Source organism: Candidatus Cloacimonadota bacterium (assembly GCA_020532085.1).
In the GTDB taxonomy this organism is placed as follows: domain Bacteria; phylum Cloacimonadota; class Cloacimonadia; order Cloacimonadales; family Cloacimonadaceae; genus Syntrophosphaera.
The window spans coordinates 26468-44977 of the sequence record JAJBAV010000024.1 but is presented as its reverse complement, the minus strand read 5'-3'; the positions used below and the strand labels follow the sequence as shown (position 1 = coordinate 44977).

Below are 18510 nucleotides of genomic sequence, written 5' to 3'. Positions count from 1 at the left end.
GGCCAGAAAGCAAAAACGACTGGAAGAAAAACGCCGCTCCGCACGCCACCAGATTGCGGCAGCCGGGGACACTTTTAACTCGCTAACTCAACAGAAGCGATTCTCCATTTCCAGCTGAGGCAAAACATGATGATTAGCTGTACGCTCCCAAACCCGCCCTTTATACTGTCTACCCTGTACCCCCGGTTTTTCCTGACCTGTCTGCCGTTTAACCACCGCACAGCACTACAGATCCATCCACAACTTTTTCTTGACGCACTGAAGTCTCTATGCTAAAAGCCCTATCTGTAAACGGGTGCACGTACAGCGTCCATCCGTTGCACCGTACGCACCTCATTCCTCGGTAGCTCAGTCGGTAGAGCAGGTGGCTGTTAACCACCCTGTCGGCGGTTCGAGTCCGTCCCGGGGAGCCAGAAATAACCCGCTGCACATAAGCGGTTCTTCTTAAATACAAGACCCCGTGGGTAATCCCCTCGGGGTTTTGTTGTTTTCAGCCCGCCAGGCCGACTTCTACCCGTCCGCCTGCTCTCCAGCTTCTCTATTGTCCATTCCCCTATTGCCCGTTGTTCACGTCTCCTTTGGTGTCAACTCAAATCCGACACCTCGTCTTAAGAGAACCTTTTCAAGGATCATCTCGATCTTGAGAGAAGACTATCCCGCTATCGGGAAGAACGCCGCCAGCTGCCATACAGCCCCGGCATGGCAGGTCATGTGGCGCAAACCCATCTAAGGCACGTACAAAGAACCGACTTGATTGCTTGATAAATAGAAACTTTCATGCATGTAGTAGTTAACGTCACGAGACAGTTGAATAGTTTCTTCCCGGCGACCCCTGCCTCTACCGCCGCGTTTTGATCGCCGTCCGTCGAAATAGAGCCGAACCCGCGGCGACTTGGTTCTATATTGATGACTTAAAGGAAGATCGCGGTCTTAGATCGATTCGTACGGGAAACCGGTGATTCTGAAATGTGGTTCGATCAAGTCACGGATTTTCCTTTTTTTTCTTTTGCGAACGATATAACATACGCTATTAAATTCGGATAGGGACGGTGGTCTGTTATTCAGTCGGGAGGTGCAGTGAATGGACACAGAAGGTCGGGGTCTTTCAGCATTGGTAAAAGAGATACGACGTCAGCTTTCCCTGAGCCAGGAAGATCTGGCCCGGCAGATCGGCGTCAGTTACGCGACCGTCAACCGATGGGAAAACGGTCTGTCCAAGCCTTCCAAGCTCGCCAAGGCTCAACTGGAGATTTTTTGCAAGAAGATGGTCGGTCAGGGTAAGTTGACGCTTCCGGAAGGTGACAGGAGATGATGACTAAGAACGAAATGCGGAAGCCGCTACAGCCCTTTCTTGTCCTCCGTCTGCGTGCGGTTGTTCTCTCCCTCGGTGAGTCGGTCTCTCCTGCATGGTGGAGAACCGAATTCATGAATGAAACGGGGCTGAGTTATTTGAAGCGTCTGTATCCAAGGACGACCTTTCACGCAGCAATCCACGCCGCAGGTAAAGCCGCAGGCGACGCTCATGACAGTGCCGTCGGACGTGTTGGTGTGTACCACCTCTTCAGGCTGCCCGAAGCTTTGGAAACTGAACTCCATCGAATGCCTCCGGACCCGGCAGAGGATTTTTTCCCGACCTTGCGCACCGCCATGGGACAGCCGGAGGAATTGCTGAAATTGCTCGCATCGATGTACGACGGCAAAAAAACGGACGCCTCGCCGGGTGCAAGAAAGATCGGCACTGACAAGGACATTATGACGACGGCGGGTGTTAGAAAAACCGCCGCTGTTTACCATACGGCGTTTACGAGGAATGAACCCTGTTTCCCCTATTTCACCACCGAAATAGACGGAAGCCGAGTGTGACCATGAATAAAGAAGCACAACGGAAATACTCGACCGCGATCAGCAAGGGCGCCGGGATGATCGAAGAGACACGGCGCCTCCTCGAACAATGGCGTCCGGATGAACCGCTCGATGATTTCACGCGCAGGGTCCAGACTGAAGGGCTGCTCGGCAACTCCACCGCCTACAGAACGCGCGATATCGTAAGAAGAGTATTTATACCGCGGTTCTTGAGACCGAGTGACAAGCCCGCACGGATTCTTCAAAAGGTGCTTGCATCAGGTCTGTCGGGGCGTGTTTTCACCGAGCTCCTGTTCGTGTTTACGGCACGTCAGGACCCCCTGGTCTATGACTTCACGATACGTGAATACTGGCCCGCCGCCCGCAGGGGAAGACCCGTCATGGACACGGACCCGATGCTCTCCTTTCTGTCGGAAGCACATTACGACGGCCGCTTGGACAACCAATGGTCGGAGAAGGTGTCGGTGCGCATCGCCCGCTCTGTTCTCGGTCTCCTTCGAGATGTCGGATTCCTTCATGAAGTCGTCCGGGGCCGCAGGGAGATCGTCAACTACCGCATGTCGGATGAAGGGGCTGCGATCTTGGCCCGGGAACTCAATGAAGCGGGCGTGACGGATTCCTCCCTTTGTAACCATTCAGACTGGGGACTGTTCGGAATGACGCCGTCCGAAGTGGTGGAGCGGCTGGACGGGATCGGTGAACATCGTGGGGTGATTGTTCAGCGCGCCGGCTCGGTCGTGCATTTCACCTGGGTTATCAAATCCATTGAGGAGTTGATCGATGTACTCGCTCGATAATGCATTCAACGAACTGCTCGACAAAATCCAAGACACTGATGCGCTCAATCCGGCCAGGAGCGACCCGGTTTTCTATTTCGCTTATCCACCCGAATTGATGCTCGATCTTAAAAAATATCTGCCGCGATGGACATCCAGGATAAAGGAGACGGGCTTCGAAGTCCGCCGCGTTTCTCTTGCGGACCTCCTTTGGGACACGGTCGACAAGTCCGGCAGATGGGATATTTGGCTTGAACTGGAAGCCGACGCCGAGGCGGATCAGATTAATGAAGCGGTCCGTGACGTCCTCCGCCAGGGGAACTCTCTGGTGGACCGGGTGGCTCAAGTGATCGAGTCGACCCCCGCCGGCACCGTCGTGCTGCTCACCGAGGCGGAGCTGCTTCATCCCTATTTCCGTACGCGGACCATCGAGAGCCAATTGCACGACAAGGTCAAAACACCGACGGTGATTTTCTATCCCGGCAGGAGATCCGGCCAGTACGGTCTCCATTTTCTTGACTTTTACCCGGTCGACGGCAACTACCGGTCGACGTTGCTTGGAGGTCTATGATGAGCGAAAGGATTCGACAGGTATTTTCGCCCCGGCGACCCATCGATCGGACCATTGAGAAAGTCATCGACTATTACGCCCAAGAGGAGGACCGCTTGGCCCGTGAGGTCGCCGAGTACGAGGTTACGGACAATATCGAGTCCTGTTTCCGCAAGTTTCTCGATATTTTCGGCGAAGGCGTCAGGGGCGGTCAGGTGACGGAGGTCGGCATCTGGGTGTCCGGCTTTTACGGCAGCGGCAAAAGCTCGTTCACCAAATACCTCGGAGCATCCCTCGATCCGACACGCACGGTTGTAGGTAAACCCTTCCTCGATCTGCTCTGCGACCGCTTCGCCCGCAACGAGATTCCGGCCGCACTGCGTACCGTCTCCAAAAAACATCCCACAGCGGTGGTGCTGCTCGATCTCGGCGCCGAGCAGCTCGCCGAAAGCGCAGCCGCCCCGGTCTCCACCGTGCTCTATTGGAAAGTTCTGCAATGGGCGGGCTTTTCCAAGGAGAAGAAGACCGCACAGCTTGAGTTCACACTCGACCGCCGCGGCAAATACGATGAGTTCAAGGCCGGATACCGGGCGCGCTACAACGGGGAATGGGAGGAAATTCACAACGATCCGTTGATCGGTGTGGCCCGCGCCGCGGAGATCGTGCCGGAGGTTCTGTCGGATGATTTCCCCACACCGGAGAGCTTCCGCGGCCTACGTTTCGAGGAAGCCAGGGATGTCCGGGATCTGGCGCGCGAGATCATCGACATCTGCAGGCGCAAGACCGGACACGAAAACATTTTGCTCCTTGTGGACGAGGCCGGTCAGTACGTCGCCCCCCGCGGCGAGCTGATTCTTAACCTCGACGGCCTGGCCCGCAATCTCAAGGAACTCGGCAAAGGCAAGGTCTGGATCGCCGCCACCGGCCAACAGACTTTGAGCGAAATCGTCGAAAAGGCCGCGCATAACTCCGCGGAGCTCAACAAGCTGCGGGACCGTTTCCCGATTTCCATCCATCTCGACGCGAGCGACATCCGTGAGATCACCTACCGGCGTCTGCTCGACAAATCAGAGGAGGGGCGGAAGAAACTGGAAGCCCTGTTCAAGGAGCACGGTCAATCCACGGTCACTCACACCCGACTGTCCGGTACGACCCTGTTCAAGGGCGACCCCGATCCGGCGACGTTCACGCGCCTCTATCCGTTCCTGCCGCAACACTTCGACCTTCTGCTGGAACTTATCAGGACTCTTGCCCGTTCCACCGGCGGCATCGGTCTGCGGTCGGCGATTCGCGTCATCCAAGACGTGCTGGTGGACAAGAGCCGTGTCCTCGGTGCCGACGCCGTCAAGCTCGCCGACCGGGAGATCGGCGCGCTCGCCTGCGTGGACGATTTCTACGACACCCTCCGCGCTGACATCGCCAAGGTCCTGCCTCATGTCATCGGCGGCGTGGAGAAAACGGCTAAGATCTTCGGGACAGACTCCCTCGAAACACGCACGGCCAAGGCGGTTGCCGCCCTGCAGCCCGTGGAGACCTTTCCGCGTACGGCGGAGAATCTCGCCGCACTGCTCTATGGAAAGATCGGGGCTCCCGGGCTGCTCGGCCAGGTGCAGGAGGCTCTTCGAAAAATCGCGTCTGAGAGAGAATGCGGCCTCATCGAGGACCCGCAGGCGGGCGGCTGGGTCTTCCTGAGCGACGCCGTCAAGCCGATCCGCGACAAGCGCAACAGCTACGCGCCCACGTCCGGCGAAGCAATGAGGGCAAGGATTGACATCCTCAAACAGGGTACCGCCGACCATTCATTATTTCGTGTGCAGCCCGCCGCGAGACTGGAAAATATCAAGGATGTCAGGTCATCGGTCAAACTCGGCCGGACAACGGTCGTAGGCGGTTCCGAAGATGTCGAGCTGCGCCTGGAATTTGTCGATCCTGCTCTCTGGGACGACAAACGAAATGAATTTCTGGTCTCCACCAATGCACAGGTGGAGCTGAATAACACCGTGGTCCTCCTGGTGAAAAACGACGACACCGTGGAGGACCTCCTTCCCGAAATCGTGCGCTCGGAAAAAGTCCTCGGCGATGTTGACGAACGGACGGCGGATCACGTGGTGGCCCAGTATCTGCGCGCCGAACGCCGGGCGGCCGAGCGCTGCCGTGAGCGGACGGCCGCCGCTATGGAAAAGGCGATGCTGGAAGGCGTCTTCATCTTCCGTGGCAAGCCGACCCCTGTCCGTGAAGCCGGCGAGATCCTGGACGCGGCTATGCGCTCGGTCCTGGACGGGGCCGTCAAGGAGGTCTTCCCCCATTTCCACCTGGCCCCGATCCGGCCTTCCACGGATGCGGCTGCCAAGTTTCTCGGCGTAGAACGTATGGACCGCATCACCAAGGACCTCGATCCTCTCGGTCTTGTGGTCAAGAGCAGGGGTGCTCCTCGGGTGGACACCGCGGTCCCGGTGCTCGCGGAGGTTATCAGGGTGTTCCGGACCAAGACCGCCGAGTCCGGTTCCGGCAGGCTGCAGGGTTCCTATCTCCAGGATCTGTTCTCCTCGCCCCCTTACGGGTGGACCAAAGACACCGTACGGTGTCTGTTTGCGGCTCTCCTTCGCGCCGGAGAGATCGAGTTCCACGTCCCGGGCGCAGGAGGACCTGTGCGCACTGCGGGACCGCAGGCGGTGGAAGCCGTCAAAAGCACGGTCTCGTTCAACAGGATCGGTGTATCGTCCCGTGATGCCAAGCTGCCCCCCGAAGCCTTGGACAAGGCCGCCCGACGCCTGGAAACCCTCTTTGGCGACGAAGTTCTGCCGTTGGAAGACCACATCAGCCGCTCCGTCCGGCTGCACGTACCCGATCTTTTGGAAAAACTCGGAGCTTTACCCGACCGTCTGCGTCTCCTGAGCCTTCCCGGTGAAGAGCGTTCACAGCGCCTGCTGGCCGATGCGGCCGATCTGCTGAAGGGCGATGCCGGTGAAGCGGCTTCGGTCCTCGGTGGAACTGAATGTGTGCTGCCGGACGAGATCACCTGGGCCAAGGCTGTTTTCGACGCCCTTGAATCCGGCGCGGAGGCCGACGTGCAAAACGCCCGGTCAATGCTGGATTCCTTGGCCGACCTCGAACAACTCTTCCCTGGAGCCGTAAACGATCTCTTGAGCGTGGAAGAGAGAGCCACGGCTGAAGAAGTACTGTCGAGCGAAAGGTTCTTCGAACATCTACCCGATCTGAAAAGCGTAGTCAGGTCCGCCGTGGACCGTACGGAAAAGCGGTATGCGGTCGATCGCGCTGCGTATGAAGACGACCTCAAAAAAGCCCTCACCGGGCTCGAAACAGAGCCGGACTGGATGAAACTGATGGACGAGGACCGCGAGGAGATCGCGGCCGGACTTACATGTGATCTGCCGCCGACCGTCGGGAACAGCGACCCCGTCAGGCTGCTGCAGACCCTGTTGGTCCGCCGGCGGATACTGCCGGGCTTGCTCGAAGAGCTGAAAGCGGAAATCATACGGAAACGCCCGACCGAGCCCGAACCTGAACCGGTTCCCAAAAAGGACGACGAGCCGCCGGTCGAGGAGATTATCGAAGCCGACACGCTAGCGCTGCCTGCGGTAATCGACTCCATGGCAGATTTGGATTCTTGGCTGGCCAGCATTCGGGAGAAGCTGGCCGGACTGTTGAAATCGAACAAGCGGATACGGATCAAGGGGCGCTGATGAGTTTCGACAAAAGCACACGAAATCTGCTGGCCAGGACCGTTGCAGCCTGCCGGCGTCGGCTGATCGAGGACGTCACCGACCAGCTTTGCGGCGTGTTCGGTCTCCACCCGGACGGCGTTGTGCTGCCGCTTGAAAATCTGGCGCACCTTTCGCCCGATCAGCACGCGGCGGCCCGCCGTCTGCGCCATCTTCTCGATCACTACACCGCCGGCGCGGCGGGGAAGGATTCGGAGCGCCGCAAGGCCGCCTATGAGCGGATGGTCCTGGAGATCTCTTTCACCGCCCTCAACCGGCTGGCGGCCCTGCGTCTGTGCGAGGAGCGGGGGTTGGTGGTCGAATGCGTCCGCAAAGGAACGACTTCGGCCGGTTTTCAGATGTTCGAGCGCATCTCCGGCGGCGCGCTTGGCGGACGTTACGACACCTACCGTGTGTTTCTGGAGTGCCTCTTCGACGAGCTCGCCCTCGACCTGGGCGTCTTGTTCGACCGAATGACGCCCCAGTCGGCGGTGTTCCCCTCGGAGCGCTGCATGGAAGACCTCCTCGCCGAGCTCAACAAGCCCGAGCTTACGCACCTCTGGACCGAGGACGAGACCATCGGCTGGGTCTACCAGTATTTCAACCCGCCTGAAGAACGCAAAGCCATGCGGGAGGCCTCCCAGTCCCCCCGAAACAGCCGGGAATTGGCTGTTCGCAATCAGTTCTTCACCCCGCGGTATGTCGTGGAGTTTCTTACTGACAACACGTTGGGGCGTATCTGGTACGAGATGCGCAAAGGCGAGACGGCGCTCAAGGAAGAATGTTGCTATCTTGTGCGGAGGCCGAACGAGGTCTTCCTCGGTCCGGGTGAAAAGGCCCCCGCTGAAAAGGAAGACGAAACCGATCTTTCCCAGGAGGAACTGCTCAAACGTCCGGTTTACATCGAGCACCGACCCCAAAAAGACCCGCGCGATCTACGCATCCTTGACCCGGCCTGTGGGTCGGGTCACTTTCTGCTTTACGCCTTTGACCTACTGGAACGGATGTACGAAGAAGCCTGGCACGATCCTGAAAGTCCGAAGTTGGAAGCCACCGGCCGGACAATTCAACAGGACTTCGAGACCCTCGACGATCTGCGCCGGGAGGTCCCGAAACTGATCATCGAGCACAACCTGCACGGCATTGACATCGACCCGCGCGCGGTGCAGATCGCGGCCCTCGCCCTCTGGCTGCGGGCGCAGAAGAGCTGGAAGAACCTCGGCCTCAAGGCCCCCGAACGGCCGTGCATCTCCAGATCCAACATCGTTACCGCCGAGCCGATGCCCGGCGAAGAAGAGATGCGCCGAGAGTTCAGCACCGGCCTCAAGCCCCGGGTGCTGGGGCAGATCGTGGACGAGGTGTTCGAGAAAATGAAACTCGCGGGCGAGGCGGGCTCTCTCCTGAAAATCGAAGAGGAGATCAAGGACGCCGTGGCCGCGGCCAAGAAGCAATGGGGGGAGCAGCCAAAACCCGTTCAATTGGAACTTTTCGGCGGATCGGTCCCTGTGAAGCCTGCCCAGATGGAACTGCGCTTCGATGTGAAAGAGATCACCGACGAGCGATTTTGGGATCAGGCGGAAGACCGCATACTGGATGCCCTGAAGGACTATGCCGAACAGGCGGAAAACGGACTGGCGGTCCGCCGACGGCTCTTCGCCGAGGATGCGGCCCGCGGGTTCGCCTTAATAGACCTGTGTAGAAAGCGCTACGACACGGTGTTAATGAATCCGCCGTTCGGAGAACTATCTGTCACCTCAAAGGTATACATTGAAACCAACTATCCAAATTCAAAAGGCAACATACTTGCTCACTTCATGGAAAGAGCAGATACATTGAGCAGTTCAAATGCAAAGACGGGCGTGATTGTAAGTCGAACCTGTTTTTTTCTTACTAGTCTCGAAAAATTTAGAACTTCTATACTTGCCAATCGTTTACATGTTGAAACTCTCGTGGACTTGGGTTCAGGTGTCTTGGACGCGATGGTAGAGACTGCTGCTGCGATCTTCAAATGCAGTGAGAAGTCAAATAGCCACTCTGTATTCTTTCGCTTACTTACATGTAATGAGAAAGAAAACGAATTGGAGAACTGCATAGAACATACACGAAGCGCCCTGTTTTCAAAGAATGTGTTTCTAGGCAACTCTACGAATTTCATGAAATTGAGTGGATCCCCTTATGTTTATTGGATCAAACCAGAAATCATCAGTTCGATTGCCGCGCGCTCAACGTTAGAGCCTGTTGGCGCTGATATTAGAGTTGGGTTACAAACTGGTGAAGATAATAGGTTTCTTCGCCTTTGGTATGAAATTAGCCCAAAATCCATAATTTTTACTCCACCGGCATTGAAAAGTATGGATGATCAAAAAGCGCTCATAAAACTTACTACCCAGGGCAAGACATGGGCTTGGTATTCTAAAATCGATGAAGCGTCCCCGTTTGCTGCTTCGATTCATTTATTGGTTAAGTGGAAGAATGACGGATTTGAGATCAAGAGTTTCATGGATAATAAGGGGAAAGTAAGGTCACGCCCTCAAAACACGGAATTCTATTTTCGTTCAGGTATCAGTTATATGTTGAGGTCTTCACGTTTGGTGCCTTATCTTGTTCCATCCGGTGTAATACCTACAGCAGGTCGCTCGCAGATTTACCCTCACAAAGGAAAGGAGAAATGGGTTCTAGCGTTAACTGCCTCAAATGTTGCGAGTGCAGTTGCAAGATTCAGAGGCGAAAACTTCGGGCAACCAAAGTTTCAGAATTCTATGGTTGCTTCCATTCCTTACATTGAGGCTCCAGCGAACATAGTTGATGCAATTTATAAGATGCTAAAAAGCATAATATTGAAGCATAAAGACGTCTATAAAGAAGATGAAGTATGCATAGAGTTCACGAATGTCCCAATTAGTCTTGCCTTTACAAAAATAAATCTTCTAGATCGGTCATCTTTGATCGGAAGCAATCTTGATCTTGAAATTGGGCAAATCTATGGTTTCAATCGTACCGATATGGAAATTCTGGAACGCGATTTGATGGATAGTGTGAACAGCCCCGCTTGGGTTTCAGATACACAAGAAGCTGATGATAACGAAAGAATAGAAAACGAACAACAAATACGTGATGATGATCACCATTCTATATGCAGCTACATTCTTGGATGTATCTTCGGCCGCTGGGACATCCGTATAACCATCGACCCTTCGCTCGCCCCGAAGCCTCCCGACCTCTTCGATCCACTGCCGATCTGTCCGCCGGGGATGTTGGTCGGGCCGGATGGCCTGCCCGCCAAAACGAACCGCATCGTCAGCGAAGAATGGCTCCGCGCCCGACCGGACGCGAACACCCTGCCGCCGAAAGGCTCGGTCAAGAACCCGAACATCCCTGATTCGGAGTATCCACTGCGTATCTCCTGGGAGGGCGTCCTGGTGGACGATCCCGGTTTCAACGGCGACCGGCCGCACCGGGACGACATCGTCCGCCGTGTGCGCGAGGTCTTCGACCTGCTCTGGAAGGACAAATCCCACGAGATCGAACAGGAAGCCTGCGACATCCTCGGCGTCTCCGACCTGCGTGATTACTTCCGAAGACCGGCGGGATTCTTCCAAAACCACCTGAAGCGCTATTCCAAGAGCCGGCGCAAGGCCCCGATCTATTGGCCGCTCTCCACCGCCTCGGGATCGTACACCATCTGGCTCTACTACCACCGCCTGAACGACCAGACGCTCTACGGGGCGGTCAACAAGTACGTCGAACCCAAGATCTCGGAAGTCGAACGCGGGACAACCCAAATTGAAAACAACCTGAAAGCCTCCTCCGGCCGCGAGGCAACCCGTTTGAACGACCGACTGAATGAAGCCCGCACGTTTCTCGGTGAACTGCATGACCTGCGCGAGGAATTGCTCCGCATCGCCGCACTGCCTTACAAGCCGGACCTCAACGACGGCGTGATCATCAACGCCGCGCCGTTCCACAGCCTTTTCCGCCTGCGCTCCTGGAGCAAAGATACGGAGGCTTGCTGGAAAAAGCTTGAGAAAGGCGACTACGACTGGGCGCACCTGGCGTACACCATATGGCCCGACCGCGTCCGGGAAGTCTGCAAAAAGGACCGCTCCATCGCCATCGCCCACGGACTTGAGGATCTCTGTGAGGTTGAAGCCCCGAAACCCAGGATCAAAGGCGGCCGCGCCCGTCGGAAAAAGGGAAATTCCTGATACAGGAGGAATATAATGAATAAGATCAACCGGATCAAAATAAATGGTTTCAGGCGGCTGCTCAACATAGATCTACAGGTGCGGCCCTTTATGGTTCTGATCGGTGCAAACGGCGTCGGCAAGACTTCTTTTCTAGATGCTTTTTCCATACTCTCCGCTTCGGCATCAGGCAATTTGAACAGCATTTTGTCGAAATTCGGCGGTATTGCAAATCTTTTGACCCGCGGTAAAAGTGAAAACCTTTCATTACTCGTTGATATGACTGTGCCTGGACATGAGCCTCTTGAATATGATCTTCGGCTTGATCCAAAGGGAACCGGCTATTCCATCTCCAGAGAATTGTTGTGTCAGAAGCGGCCGGGTTTTAGTGACCCGTTCCGTCACATCGATTCGTCGTACGGCGACATCAAGTACTACGAAACAGAGGCAAATCACCTCGTTCGTCCCGATTGGGAACACGACCCCTTGGAAACTTCACTCTCCCAGGTGCCGAAAATGTTTCGGCAACCTGAGGAACTAAGACGCATCTTGGCAACCGCCACCCAGTATCACGTCTTGGATGTAGGCCCCCGTGCCCCGGTGAAAATGCCGCAACCCATGAAACCAGCCACCTTGCCCGGACATGATGGTTCGGACTTGATTCCGTATTTATATTACCTGCGTGAGGGAGATCGTGATCGATATGAGGCTGTTCTGGACGCTTTGAAAACGGCTTTTCCGGATTTCGAAGAGCTGAATTTTCCACCGGTGGCGGCCGGAATGTTGGCCATGACCTGGAAAGACAAAAAGTTCAGCAAGCCGATCTATATGAATGAACTGTCTGAAGGAACTCTTCGATTTCTATGGCTCACAGCATTACTGCAAAGCCCTCATCTTTCAACCATTACCATGATCGACGAACCCGAGGTCAGTTTGCATCCGGAATTGCTGGGCCTGCTGGCGGATCTTATGCGCGAGGCCGCACAACGAACGCAATTGGTTGTCGCCACACATTCGGATAGGTTCATACGCTTCTTAAAACCGGAAGAAGTGGTGGTGATGGATCTGGACGACAACGGATGTGCATCGGCGACATGGGCCGACTCATTGGATATTGACCGATGGTTGGCTGAATACAGCCTTGACGAAGTATGGCGGATGGGCCGGATGGGAGGTCGGTCATGAAAATATCCATCATCGTCGAAGGCAAAACCGAAAAGGCGTTTCTTCCGTACCTACAGGATTTTTTGAAAAATCGTCTGGCCACCAAGACACCCAAGCTGGATGTTTTTCCTTACGACGGCCGCATCCCCAAAGAGGACAAATTAAGACGAGTCGTGGAAAACCTTTTGGGTGGGGGTAAACCCGCTGATCATGTGATTGCACTGACCGATGTGTATACCGGCACAAATCCTCCCGATTTCATCGATGCGCAAGACGCCAAGAATAAAATGAGGCAATGGGTGGGAAAAGAGCCGAGGTTTCATCCCCATGCCGCCCAATATGATTTTGAGGCTTGGCTGCTGCCTTACTGGACGACGATCCAAAAATTGGCGAAGCATAACAGAGGTGCCCCCAGCGGCAATCCGGAAACCGTGAACCATCAAAACCCACCTGCATACCGAATCAAGGAAATCTTTGAGATCGGCAAATGCCGGGACAGCTACATAAAACCTCGTGACGCCGGGCGGATTCTCAGAGAGAACGATTTGTCAATCGCGATCAACCAATGTCAGGAACTTAAGGCATTCATCAATACGATTCTTTCGGCGTGCGGTGAACCGGTGATCCCATGAAAAATTCTCAGATGTCGTCCGCAGATGAGGAGGCCGCCCGATGAAGTTCACCTCGTTTCTGCATAAAAAGCTTGTCGATCTTTTGGGCGACCGTCGCATCGTGGTCTGGTACGACGCCGAAGGAAATTTCAGATCCTTTGCTGCGGAGTTCAACGCGCCGAACTGCGAGGTGCTGTCCACCGAAGCCTCGGTCCTTAAGACGCGCCGCCGAGCCGACGAGATTTACCGGCTGATGAACGAATCTGAAAACCCCTCGGAACGGGGCCGCTGCCTGCTCATCTACATACCGCGCCGTCGGGGCGCGGGAGAGGAAGAGAAAATGCGGGATCCCTTCGAGGTCTACGCTATGGCGGGCGCACCCTTCGGCGACACCGAGGACCAGGAGCTTGAATCGCTCGCCCGCCAGGCCATGCCGGACAAGGCCGACGAGATCACAAGGCTTTTCCGCGAAGGGAAGCCGGATATCGCCCTTCTGGACGGCTTGGAAAAAACGCAGCGTTGGCCGCTGCTGAACGACGTATTCCGGACGGAAACCCCGGCGGAAATTATCGCATCGTTCCTGTGCAACACAACGAAAGCAAAGGAAGTCGCCGCTAAGCCGGGCTGTGTAGACGAGCTGCTGCGGTTGCTCGCTACCGTCGTCGGGTTCAAATCCACCGGCAGCGACCGCGACTGGAATGTGCTGAGGCCGAAAGCCGCCGAATACATCTTGTTCAGCGAGTTCGTGTTTGATCTTCCGGAAAACGTTCCCGAAGCCTTGAGCGCCGTGCCGCGCGCGGACGTCGAAGCGAAGTCCGTGGTCTTTGCGGCCTGTGACAGGATGCGCAGTGACACGTATCTGCGCAAAACCTATGTCGAGTTGGCGCAGGAGATCGAAAGCGGGCTCCGCCTGCCGGATTTGATGCCGAAAGATTTCGACCCCGGCGAACGCGACACTTTCCCTTTCGAGGAACGGCGTCTGCTCGGCCGCGCGGTCGGGCGTGTCGTCACCGGCGATTCGACCGTGGCTCGAACGGTGATCGAAAACCGAAGACGGTCGATTTGGCGGAATGACCCGCAGAGGTCGCCAGCCTGGACGGCCCTTGAAAGGGCGGCCGCCATGATTGAATCCGCCGCTGCGGTTTCGGGGGACTTGACGGGGAAAAAGAACCTCACGGCTCTGATGAACGCGTACACTAAGGGCGGTTGGTCGGACCTCGACCGGGTGTCGCGCCTGTTTGAAACGGCCCTCACCGCCTGTACCGACGATGATGTCATCGCCCCGGTCGTCGACCTCTGCCGTTGTCGCTATCGCGAAGCCGTCACGGTTTTGCAGGATGCATTCCTTGCAGCGGTTCAGGCGGAGGGTTGGCCGCCGGACGGAGCACCGAGGCAGACCCGCATTTTCGACGAACATGTAGCCCCGTTACTGGAACGTCGCGAGAAAACCGCGTTTTTCATGGTGGATTCCCTCCGCTACGAAATGGGCCGTGATTTAGGTGAAGTCTTGGCTGGAACGGGTGAAGTCCACATCAGCTACGCCGCCGGGGTGGTCCCGACGGTGACCGGCTGCGGCATGGCGGCGCTCATGCCGGGTGCGGACGGGATGCTACGACTTGTCGAAAAGGACGGGGGCCTTGTCCCGGCCCTCGGAACCCGCCTGCTGAAGACATCGGCGGACCGTATGAAACTGTTGGCCGACACCTACGGAGACCGGTTTTTCGAAACCACTTTGGACGACCTGCTCGGTTCACCCAAGAAAGCCGCCGCGAATCTGAAGAAAGCTGACCTCTTCGTGGTGCGCACCCAGGACCCGGATGCTGTGGCTGAAAACCTCGGAGCCTGGCGCGCCCGGCGCTGCCTCTCGGATGTGATCGGAGATATCGCGGCCGCGGTACGGTGGGTGGTGTCTCAGGGGATCGACCGCGTAGTGATCAGTGCCGACCACGGCCACATGATGCTGCCGGAAATTCCGGCTGGCGATGTGGTTCAGACCCCTCCGGGCGGCTGGCCAGCGTCCAAGCGCCGGTGCCTTCTGGGTTCGGGCCTTGCCCGATCCGCCGGGACCGTCACCCTGAAGGCGGGCCATGTGGGGGTTCAAGGAGATGTGCAGGAGGTCTGCCTGCCTGTCGGGTTCCGCGTTTTTTCAGACGGTGACGGCTACTTCCATGGGGGGCTGAGCCTCCAGGAGGCGATTGTGCCGGTGATTGTTTTTCGGGCCGGACGGGAGAAACAAACAACTGCAGGTAAGCCGGAGATCGACGTCCGTTATCGGTCGGATAAGTTCACCAGCCGTGTTATCGGCCTGACGATAGTCTATGTGGTCAAACAAATGGGTATCTCAGGAGACCCGCCGATATCTGTAAAAATTGAAGCTTACGGCGGATCAAGTATCAAATCCAAGGTGGTGGGTGAGGCGGCCGACTGTGAGGCACGGGACGAGAAGACCCGTGAGGTGAGTTTACCGGCGGGCAAAGAAACCCCCGTTCCTGTATTGATCGATCCTGATTTCAATGGGGCGGAGATCGAAATCAGGGTGAGCGATCCGCAGACGCGCGTCGTGTGGGCGAGACGCAAGCTGAAAAGCGCTATGATGGATTAAATTATGTGGCAAAATAAGATCCGAATTAACATATTAACAAGTTCATAAATTAGCGGACACATGGTATATTCTGCTCACGAACGAATTCGATGGACGTAAAATAAATCGCAAGGCCCTTGAAGAGATCCGTATACGTGCTGTGAAGCGAGTCGAGGCAGGGGAAAGTCCCGAAGTTGTCATCAAGGCGTTGGGTCTTACTCGGCCTCGCATCTACGAATGGATTGCCAAGTATCGAGAAGGAGGAGTCGAGGCGCTGAGGAGCAGCAAGGCCACCGGCCGTCCTTCGAAGCTTGCGGGCAAGGATTTGCAGAAAATCTATCGCTTGGTTGTCGGCAGAGACCCTCGACAATTGAAATTTCCCTTTGCGCTTTGGACACGGGGCATGGTTCGGGAACTGATCAGTCGGGAGTTCAGTGTTCGATTGAGCGATGTGTCTGTTGGCCGATTGCTGCACAAACTTGGCTTGAGCCCGCAACGTCCTGTTCACCGTGCCTACCAACAGGATCAGACGCTTGTCGTCGACTGGATGGCCAAGGATTTTCCTGCGATCAAAAAACTGGCCAAGCAGGAAGGTGCTGCTATCTATTTTGGAGACGAGGCCTCTGTTCGGTCCGACTATCATTCCGGAACCACCTGGGCTCCTAAGGGGAAGACACCGGTGGTTGCCACGACGGGCGCCCGTTTCAAGGTGAATGTGCTCTCCGCGATCAGCCCCAAAGGGGAGTTGCGGTTTATGGCCACGGAGAACACGGTGAACTCCGAAGTGTTTTGTGAATTTCTCGGCCGACTGATTGCCAATGCCACGGCTCCTGTCTTTTTGATTGTCGACAATCATTCCGTTCATCGATCGGAGAAAGTTCGAGAGTTTGTTCGAAATACAAAAGGTAAATTGAGACTCTTCCACTTGCCGCCCTATTCCCCCGAGCTGAACCCCGATGAACTTGTTTGGAATTATTTGAAAAACCATAACATGGGCCGCATGTCGCATGGCGGTAAAAAAGAATTCCACGAACGGGTGATCACCATCATGCAATCACTCCAACAGCTCACGGACAAGATAAAGGGATTCTTTCGCCATCCTATCATCAAATACACCGAAATGTTCGGTGATTTATGTACTGATTAATAAGTATTCCGCATTTGCGCTGCTAAAACAATGCCCCGCCCAACTTAAGGATACTGGAGAAGAAGATGACTGGTTCGCTTCAAATTATCGTTGAAGAGATTAGATTGAAGAGATTTAGGGCGTTCGAAAACGCTCGTCTGTCGCTTTCCGATCTGACTTTCCTGGTGGGGCGGAATGGGGCTGGCAAGTCAAGTCTTCTTGACGCCGTTGACCTGCTTCGGGAAGCGGTGAGTGACAGCCTGGAAAATGCCTTGGACCGCAGAGGGGGATTGCATAAGGTCCAACGGGTTAAATCCGACAAGGGAAGAAAATCGCCGATGGGTCTTGCTGTCGTCTTCCGTATCATGTTTCCCGGCGGACGGCAGGCGCAGGTGGTATATGGTTTTGAGGTTCAAGGAATAAAGGATACATCATCCTCACACATACGAGAGTGTTTAATTTCATCAAAAGAAACCTCTTTCGAACGAAGAGACCAAACTTTTACCTCCTTGCGGAAGTCTGATGTATCGCCCCCTGCCGGGAATCTTGTTTTGCCGTTGATCGCCCGTGCGGACAGTCTTTGGGAACTCGTATTGAATACCATCCGCAATTTGCGTGCATACGAACTTTCCCCCGCTCACATGGCTACGGCGCAGGAGATCAGGGAGCGTTCGACTCTGGATCGCGATGGCGCTAATGCAGGTGATGTTCTGAAAGCAGTGGAGGGTTCAGATGCTCATCGATGGATCAATGAGCGGATAGGAATAATCACTGATGCTATTGACGATATCCACGCTCATGCTTTGTTGGGTCGGAGGGTTGTCCAGTTTGTTCAAAGACAGGGGCACGGAAAAATAACGTTCGATGCAAGTCAGGTTTCCCAAGGCACCTTGAGAAGCTTGGGCGTCCTGTTATCCTTAAAACAGAATCCGTTTCCGACTGTTGTTCTTATCGACGAAATTGAGAATTCCGTGCATCCGGGCGCACTGGCGGTGTTGTTGGATGCGGCGCTGGCGAGTTCCAACAGAATGCGGGTGGTTTTAACATCCCACTCCCCGGAAGTCCTGAGCCATCCGTCGGTGACCGGCGAACGGGTCCGGGTGATCGAATGGCGGGACGGTGAAAGCCGAATATACCGTCTCAGCAAAGAAACCCAAGATTCAGTGAATCCGATTGATACAGTAGGTTGGATGTTGAGATCCAATACCCTTTGGCCTGATCCGCAACCGGAGATTTTTAAAGAGGACCTGTTCGCTCTGAACGGTGGATTAAAATGAGAAGAAAAAAAAAGATCGTACCCGTTGTCGAAGGATTTGGAGAAGAAAGGGCGGTCCCCTGTCTCATCAGGCGATGGCTTTACCATCGTAGGTTTGACAAATATTTTGAAGTAACGGATTTAGCCGTTAATGCAAAAGGTTGCGGGAAATTGAAGGCCGCCTACGACAGTCAACGCCACATCGGTATTGAGCATTATATTGAAGCCGCCGTTAGGATCCGTCCTGACGCGATTCTAGTTATTGTCGACGCTGATGATGAATGTCTAAAAAGAGGGCGGGATAATGGATTAGGGCCTGTACTTTTGGCTCGAGCACGTGCCGTCGCTTCGCATATTCCGCTAGCCGTGGTAGTCGCCAATCGGGAGTATGAAGCTTGGTTCCTGGCGAGTCTTACTTCCATTCGTCAGGCTCAGCTTTTGCCCGCTGGGAATAGGATTCCAGGTGAGTTGGAGCCTGAAGCGCATGCCGGATGCAAGAGACTTATTGCGGATCTTTTATCTTGTCCATATGAAGAAACGACTCATCAGCTTCAGCTTACCGGCGCGTTGTCACTTGCTGCCGGTGTACAGCGTCGCTCTCCATCCTACGCAAAGCTGATGAGGGATTTGGACCGACTTGTTTGTGAGACGCGTCGGTAGCGCAACAATAGTGGGTAG

The 18510-nt window shown here is 55.4% G+C and carries 12 protein-coding genes and 1 tRNA gene; all 13 read left to right on the top strand.

Annotated elements, in window-relative coordinates; genetic code table 11:
* The first annotated feature begins 337 nt into the window (after window positions 1–337).
* The 13 genes from LHW45_07430 (at window position 338) to LHW45_07370 (ending at window position 18492) form a co-directional block, all read left to right on the top strand.
* Window positions 338–413 (top strand) — tRNA-Asn (locus LHW45_07430).
* A 668-nt stretch (window positions 414–1081) separates the two neighbouring features.
* Window positions 1082–1312, top strand: coding sequence for a helix-turn-helix transcriptional regulator (locus tag LHW45_07425; protein ID MCB5285402.1), 231 nt, complete (start codon window positions 1082–1084; stop codon window positions 1310–1312).
* The gene (locus tag LHW45_07420; GenBank protein MCB5285401.1) at window positions 1312–1863 is read left to right on the top strand and encodes a BrxE family protein; all 552 of its coding nucleotides are present in this window, start codon (window positions 1312–1314) and stop codon (window positions 1861–1863) included. Before LHW45_07425 ends, LHW45_07420 begins: the two co-directional genes overlap by 1 nt.
* A 2-nt stretch (window positions 1864–1865) precedes the next feature.
* Window positions 1866–2660: a DUF1819 family protein gene (locus LHW45_07415; GenBank protein MCB5285400.1), complete on the top strand. Its 795-nt coding sequence runs from the start codon at window positions 1866–1868 to the stop codon at window positions 2658–2660.
* The gene (locus LHW45_07410; GenBank protein MCB5285399.1) at window positions 2644–3210 is read left to right on the top strand and encodes a DUF1788 domain-containing protein; all 567 of its coding nucleotides are present in this window, start codon (window positions 2644–2646) and stop codon (window positions 3208–3210) included. The genes LHW45_07415 and LHW45_07410 overlap by 17 nt, the downstream gene beginning before the upstream one ends.
* Complete coding sequence (gene brxC, locus LHW45_07405; protein ID MCB5285398.1) at window positions 3210–6893, top strand: BREX system P-loop protein BrxC; 3684 nt, start codon at window positions 3210–3212, stop codon at window positions 6891–6893. The genes LHW45_07410 and brxC overlap by 1 nt, the downstream gene beginning before the upstream one ends.
* Window positions 6893–11116 carry a BREX-1 system adenine-specific DNA-methyltransferase PglX gene (gene pglX, locus LHW45_07400; protein MCB5285397.1) on the top strand — a complete coding sequence of 1408 codons (4224 nt, stop codon included), beginning with the start codon at window positions 6893–6895 and terminating at the stop codon, window positions 11114–11116. Before brxC ends, pglX begins: the two co-directional genes overlap by 1 nt.
* 15 nt (window positions 11117–11131) lie before the next feature.
* A complete protein-coding gene (locus LHW45_07395) occupies window positions 11132–12280 on the top strand; it encodes an AAA family ATPase (GenBank protein MCB5285396.1) in 1149 nt (382 codons plus the stop codon).
* Complete coding sequence (locus LHW45_07390; protein MCB5285395.1) at window positions 12277–12891, top strand: DUF4276 family protein; 615 nt, start codon at window positions 12277–12279, stop codon at window positions 12889–12891. The genes LHW45_07395 and LHW45_07390 overlap by 4 nt, the downstream gene beginning before the upstream one ends.
* 40 nt (window positions 12892–12931) lie before the next feature.
* A complete protein-coding gene (locus tag LHW45_07385) occupies window positions 12932–15472 on the top strand; it encodes a PglZ domain-containing protein (protein ID MCB5285394.1) in 2541 nt (846 codons plus the stop codon).
* Window positions 15473–15542: 70 nt separating this feature from the next.
* The gene (locus LHW45_07380) at window positions 15543–16598 is read left to right on the top strand and encodes an IS630 family transposase (GenBank protein MCB5285393.1); all 1056 of its coding nucleotides are present in this window, start codon (window positions 15543–15545) and stop codon (window positions 16596–16598) included.
* A gap of 65 nt (window positions 16599–16663) precedes the next feature.
* Window positions 16664–17854 (top strand): AAA family ATPase, encoded by a 1191-nt coding sequence (locus tag LHW45_07375; GenBank protein MCB5285392.1) that lies wholly within the window; start codon window positions 16664–16666, stop codon window positions 17852–17854.
* Entirely contained in the window at window positions 17851–18492 is a 642-nt protein-coding gene (locus tag LHW45_07370; protein MCB5285391.1) for a DUF4276 family protein, read from the top strand. Before LHW45_07375 ends, LHW45_07370 begins: the two co-directional genes overlap by 4 nt.
* The last annotated feature ends 18 nt before the right edge of the window (window positions 18493–18510 follow it).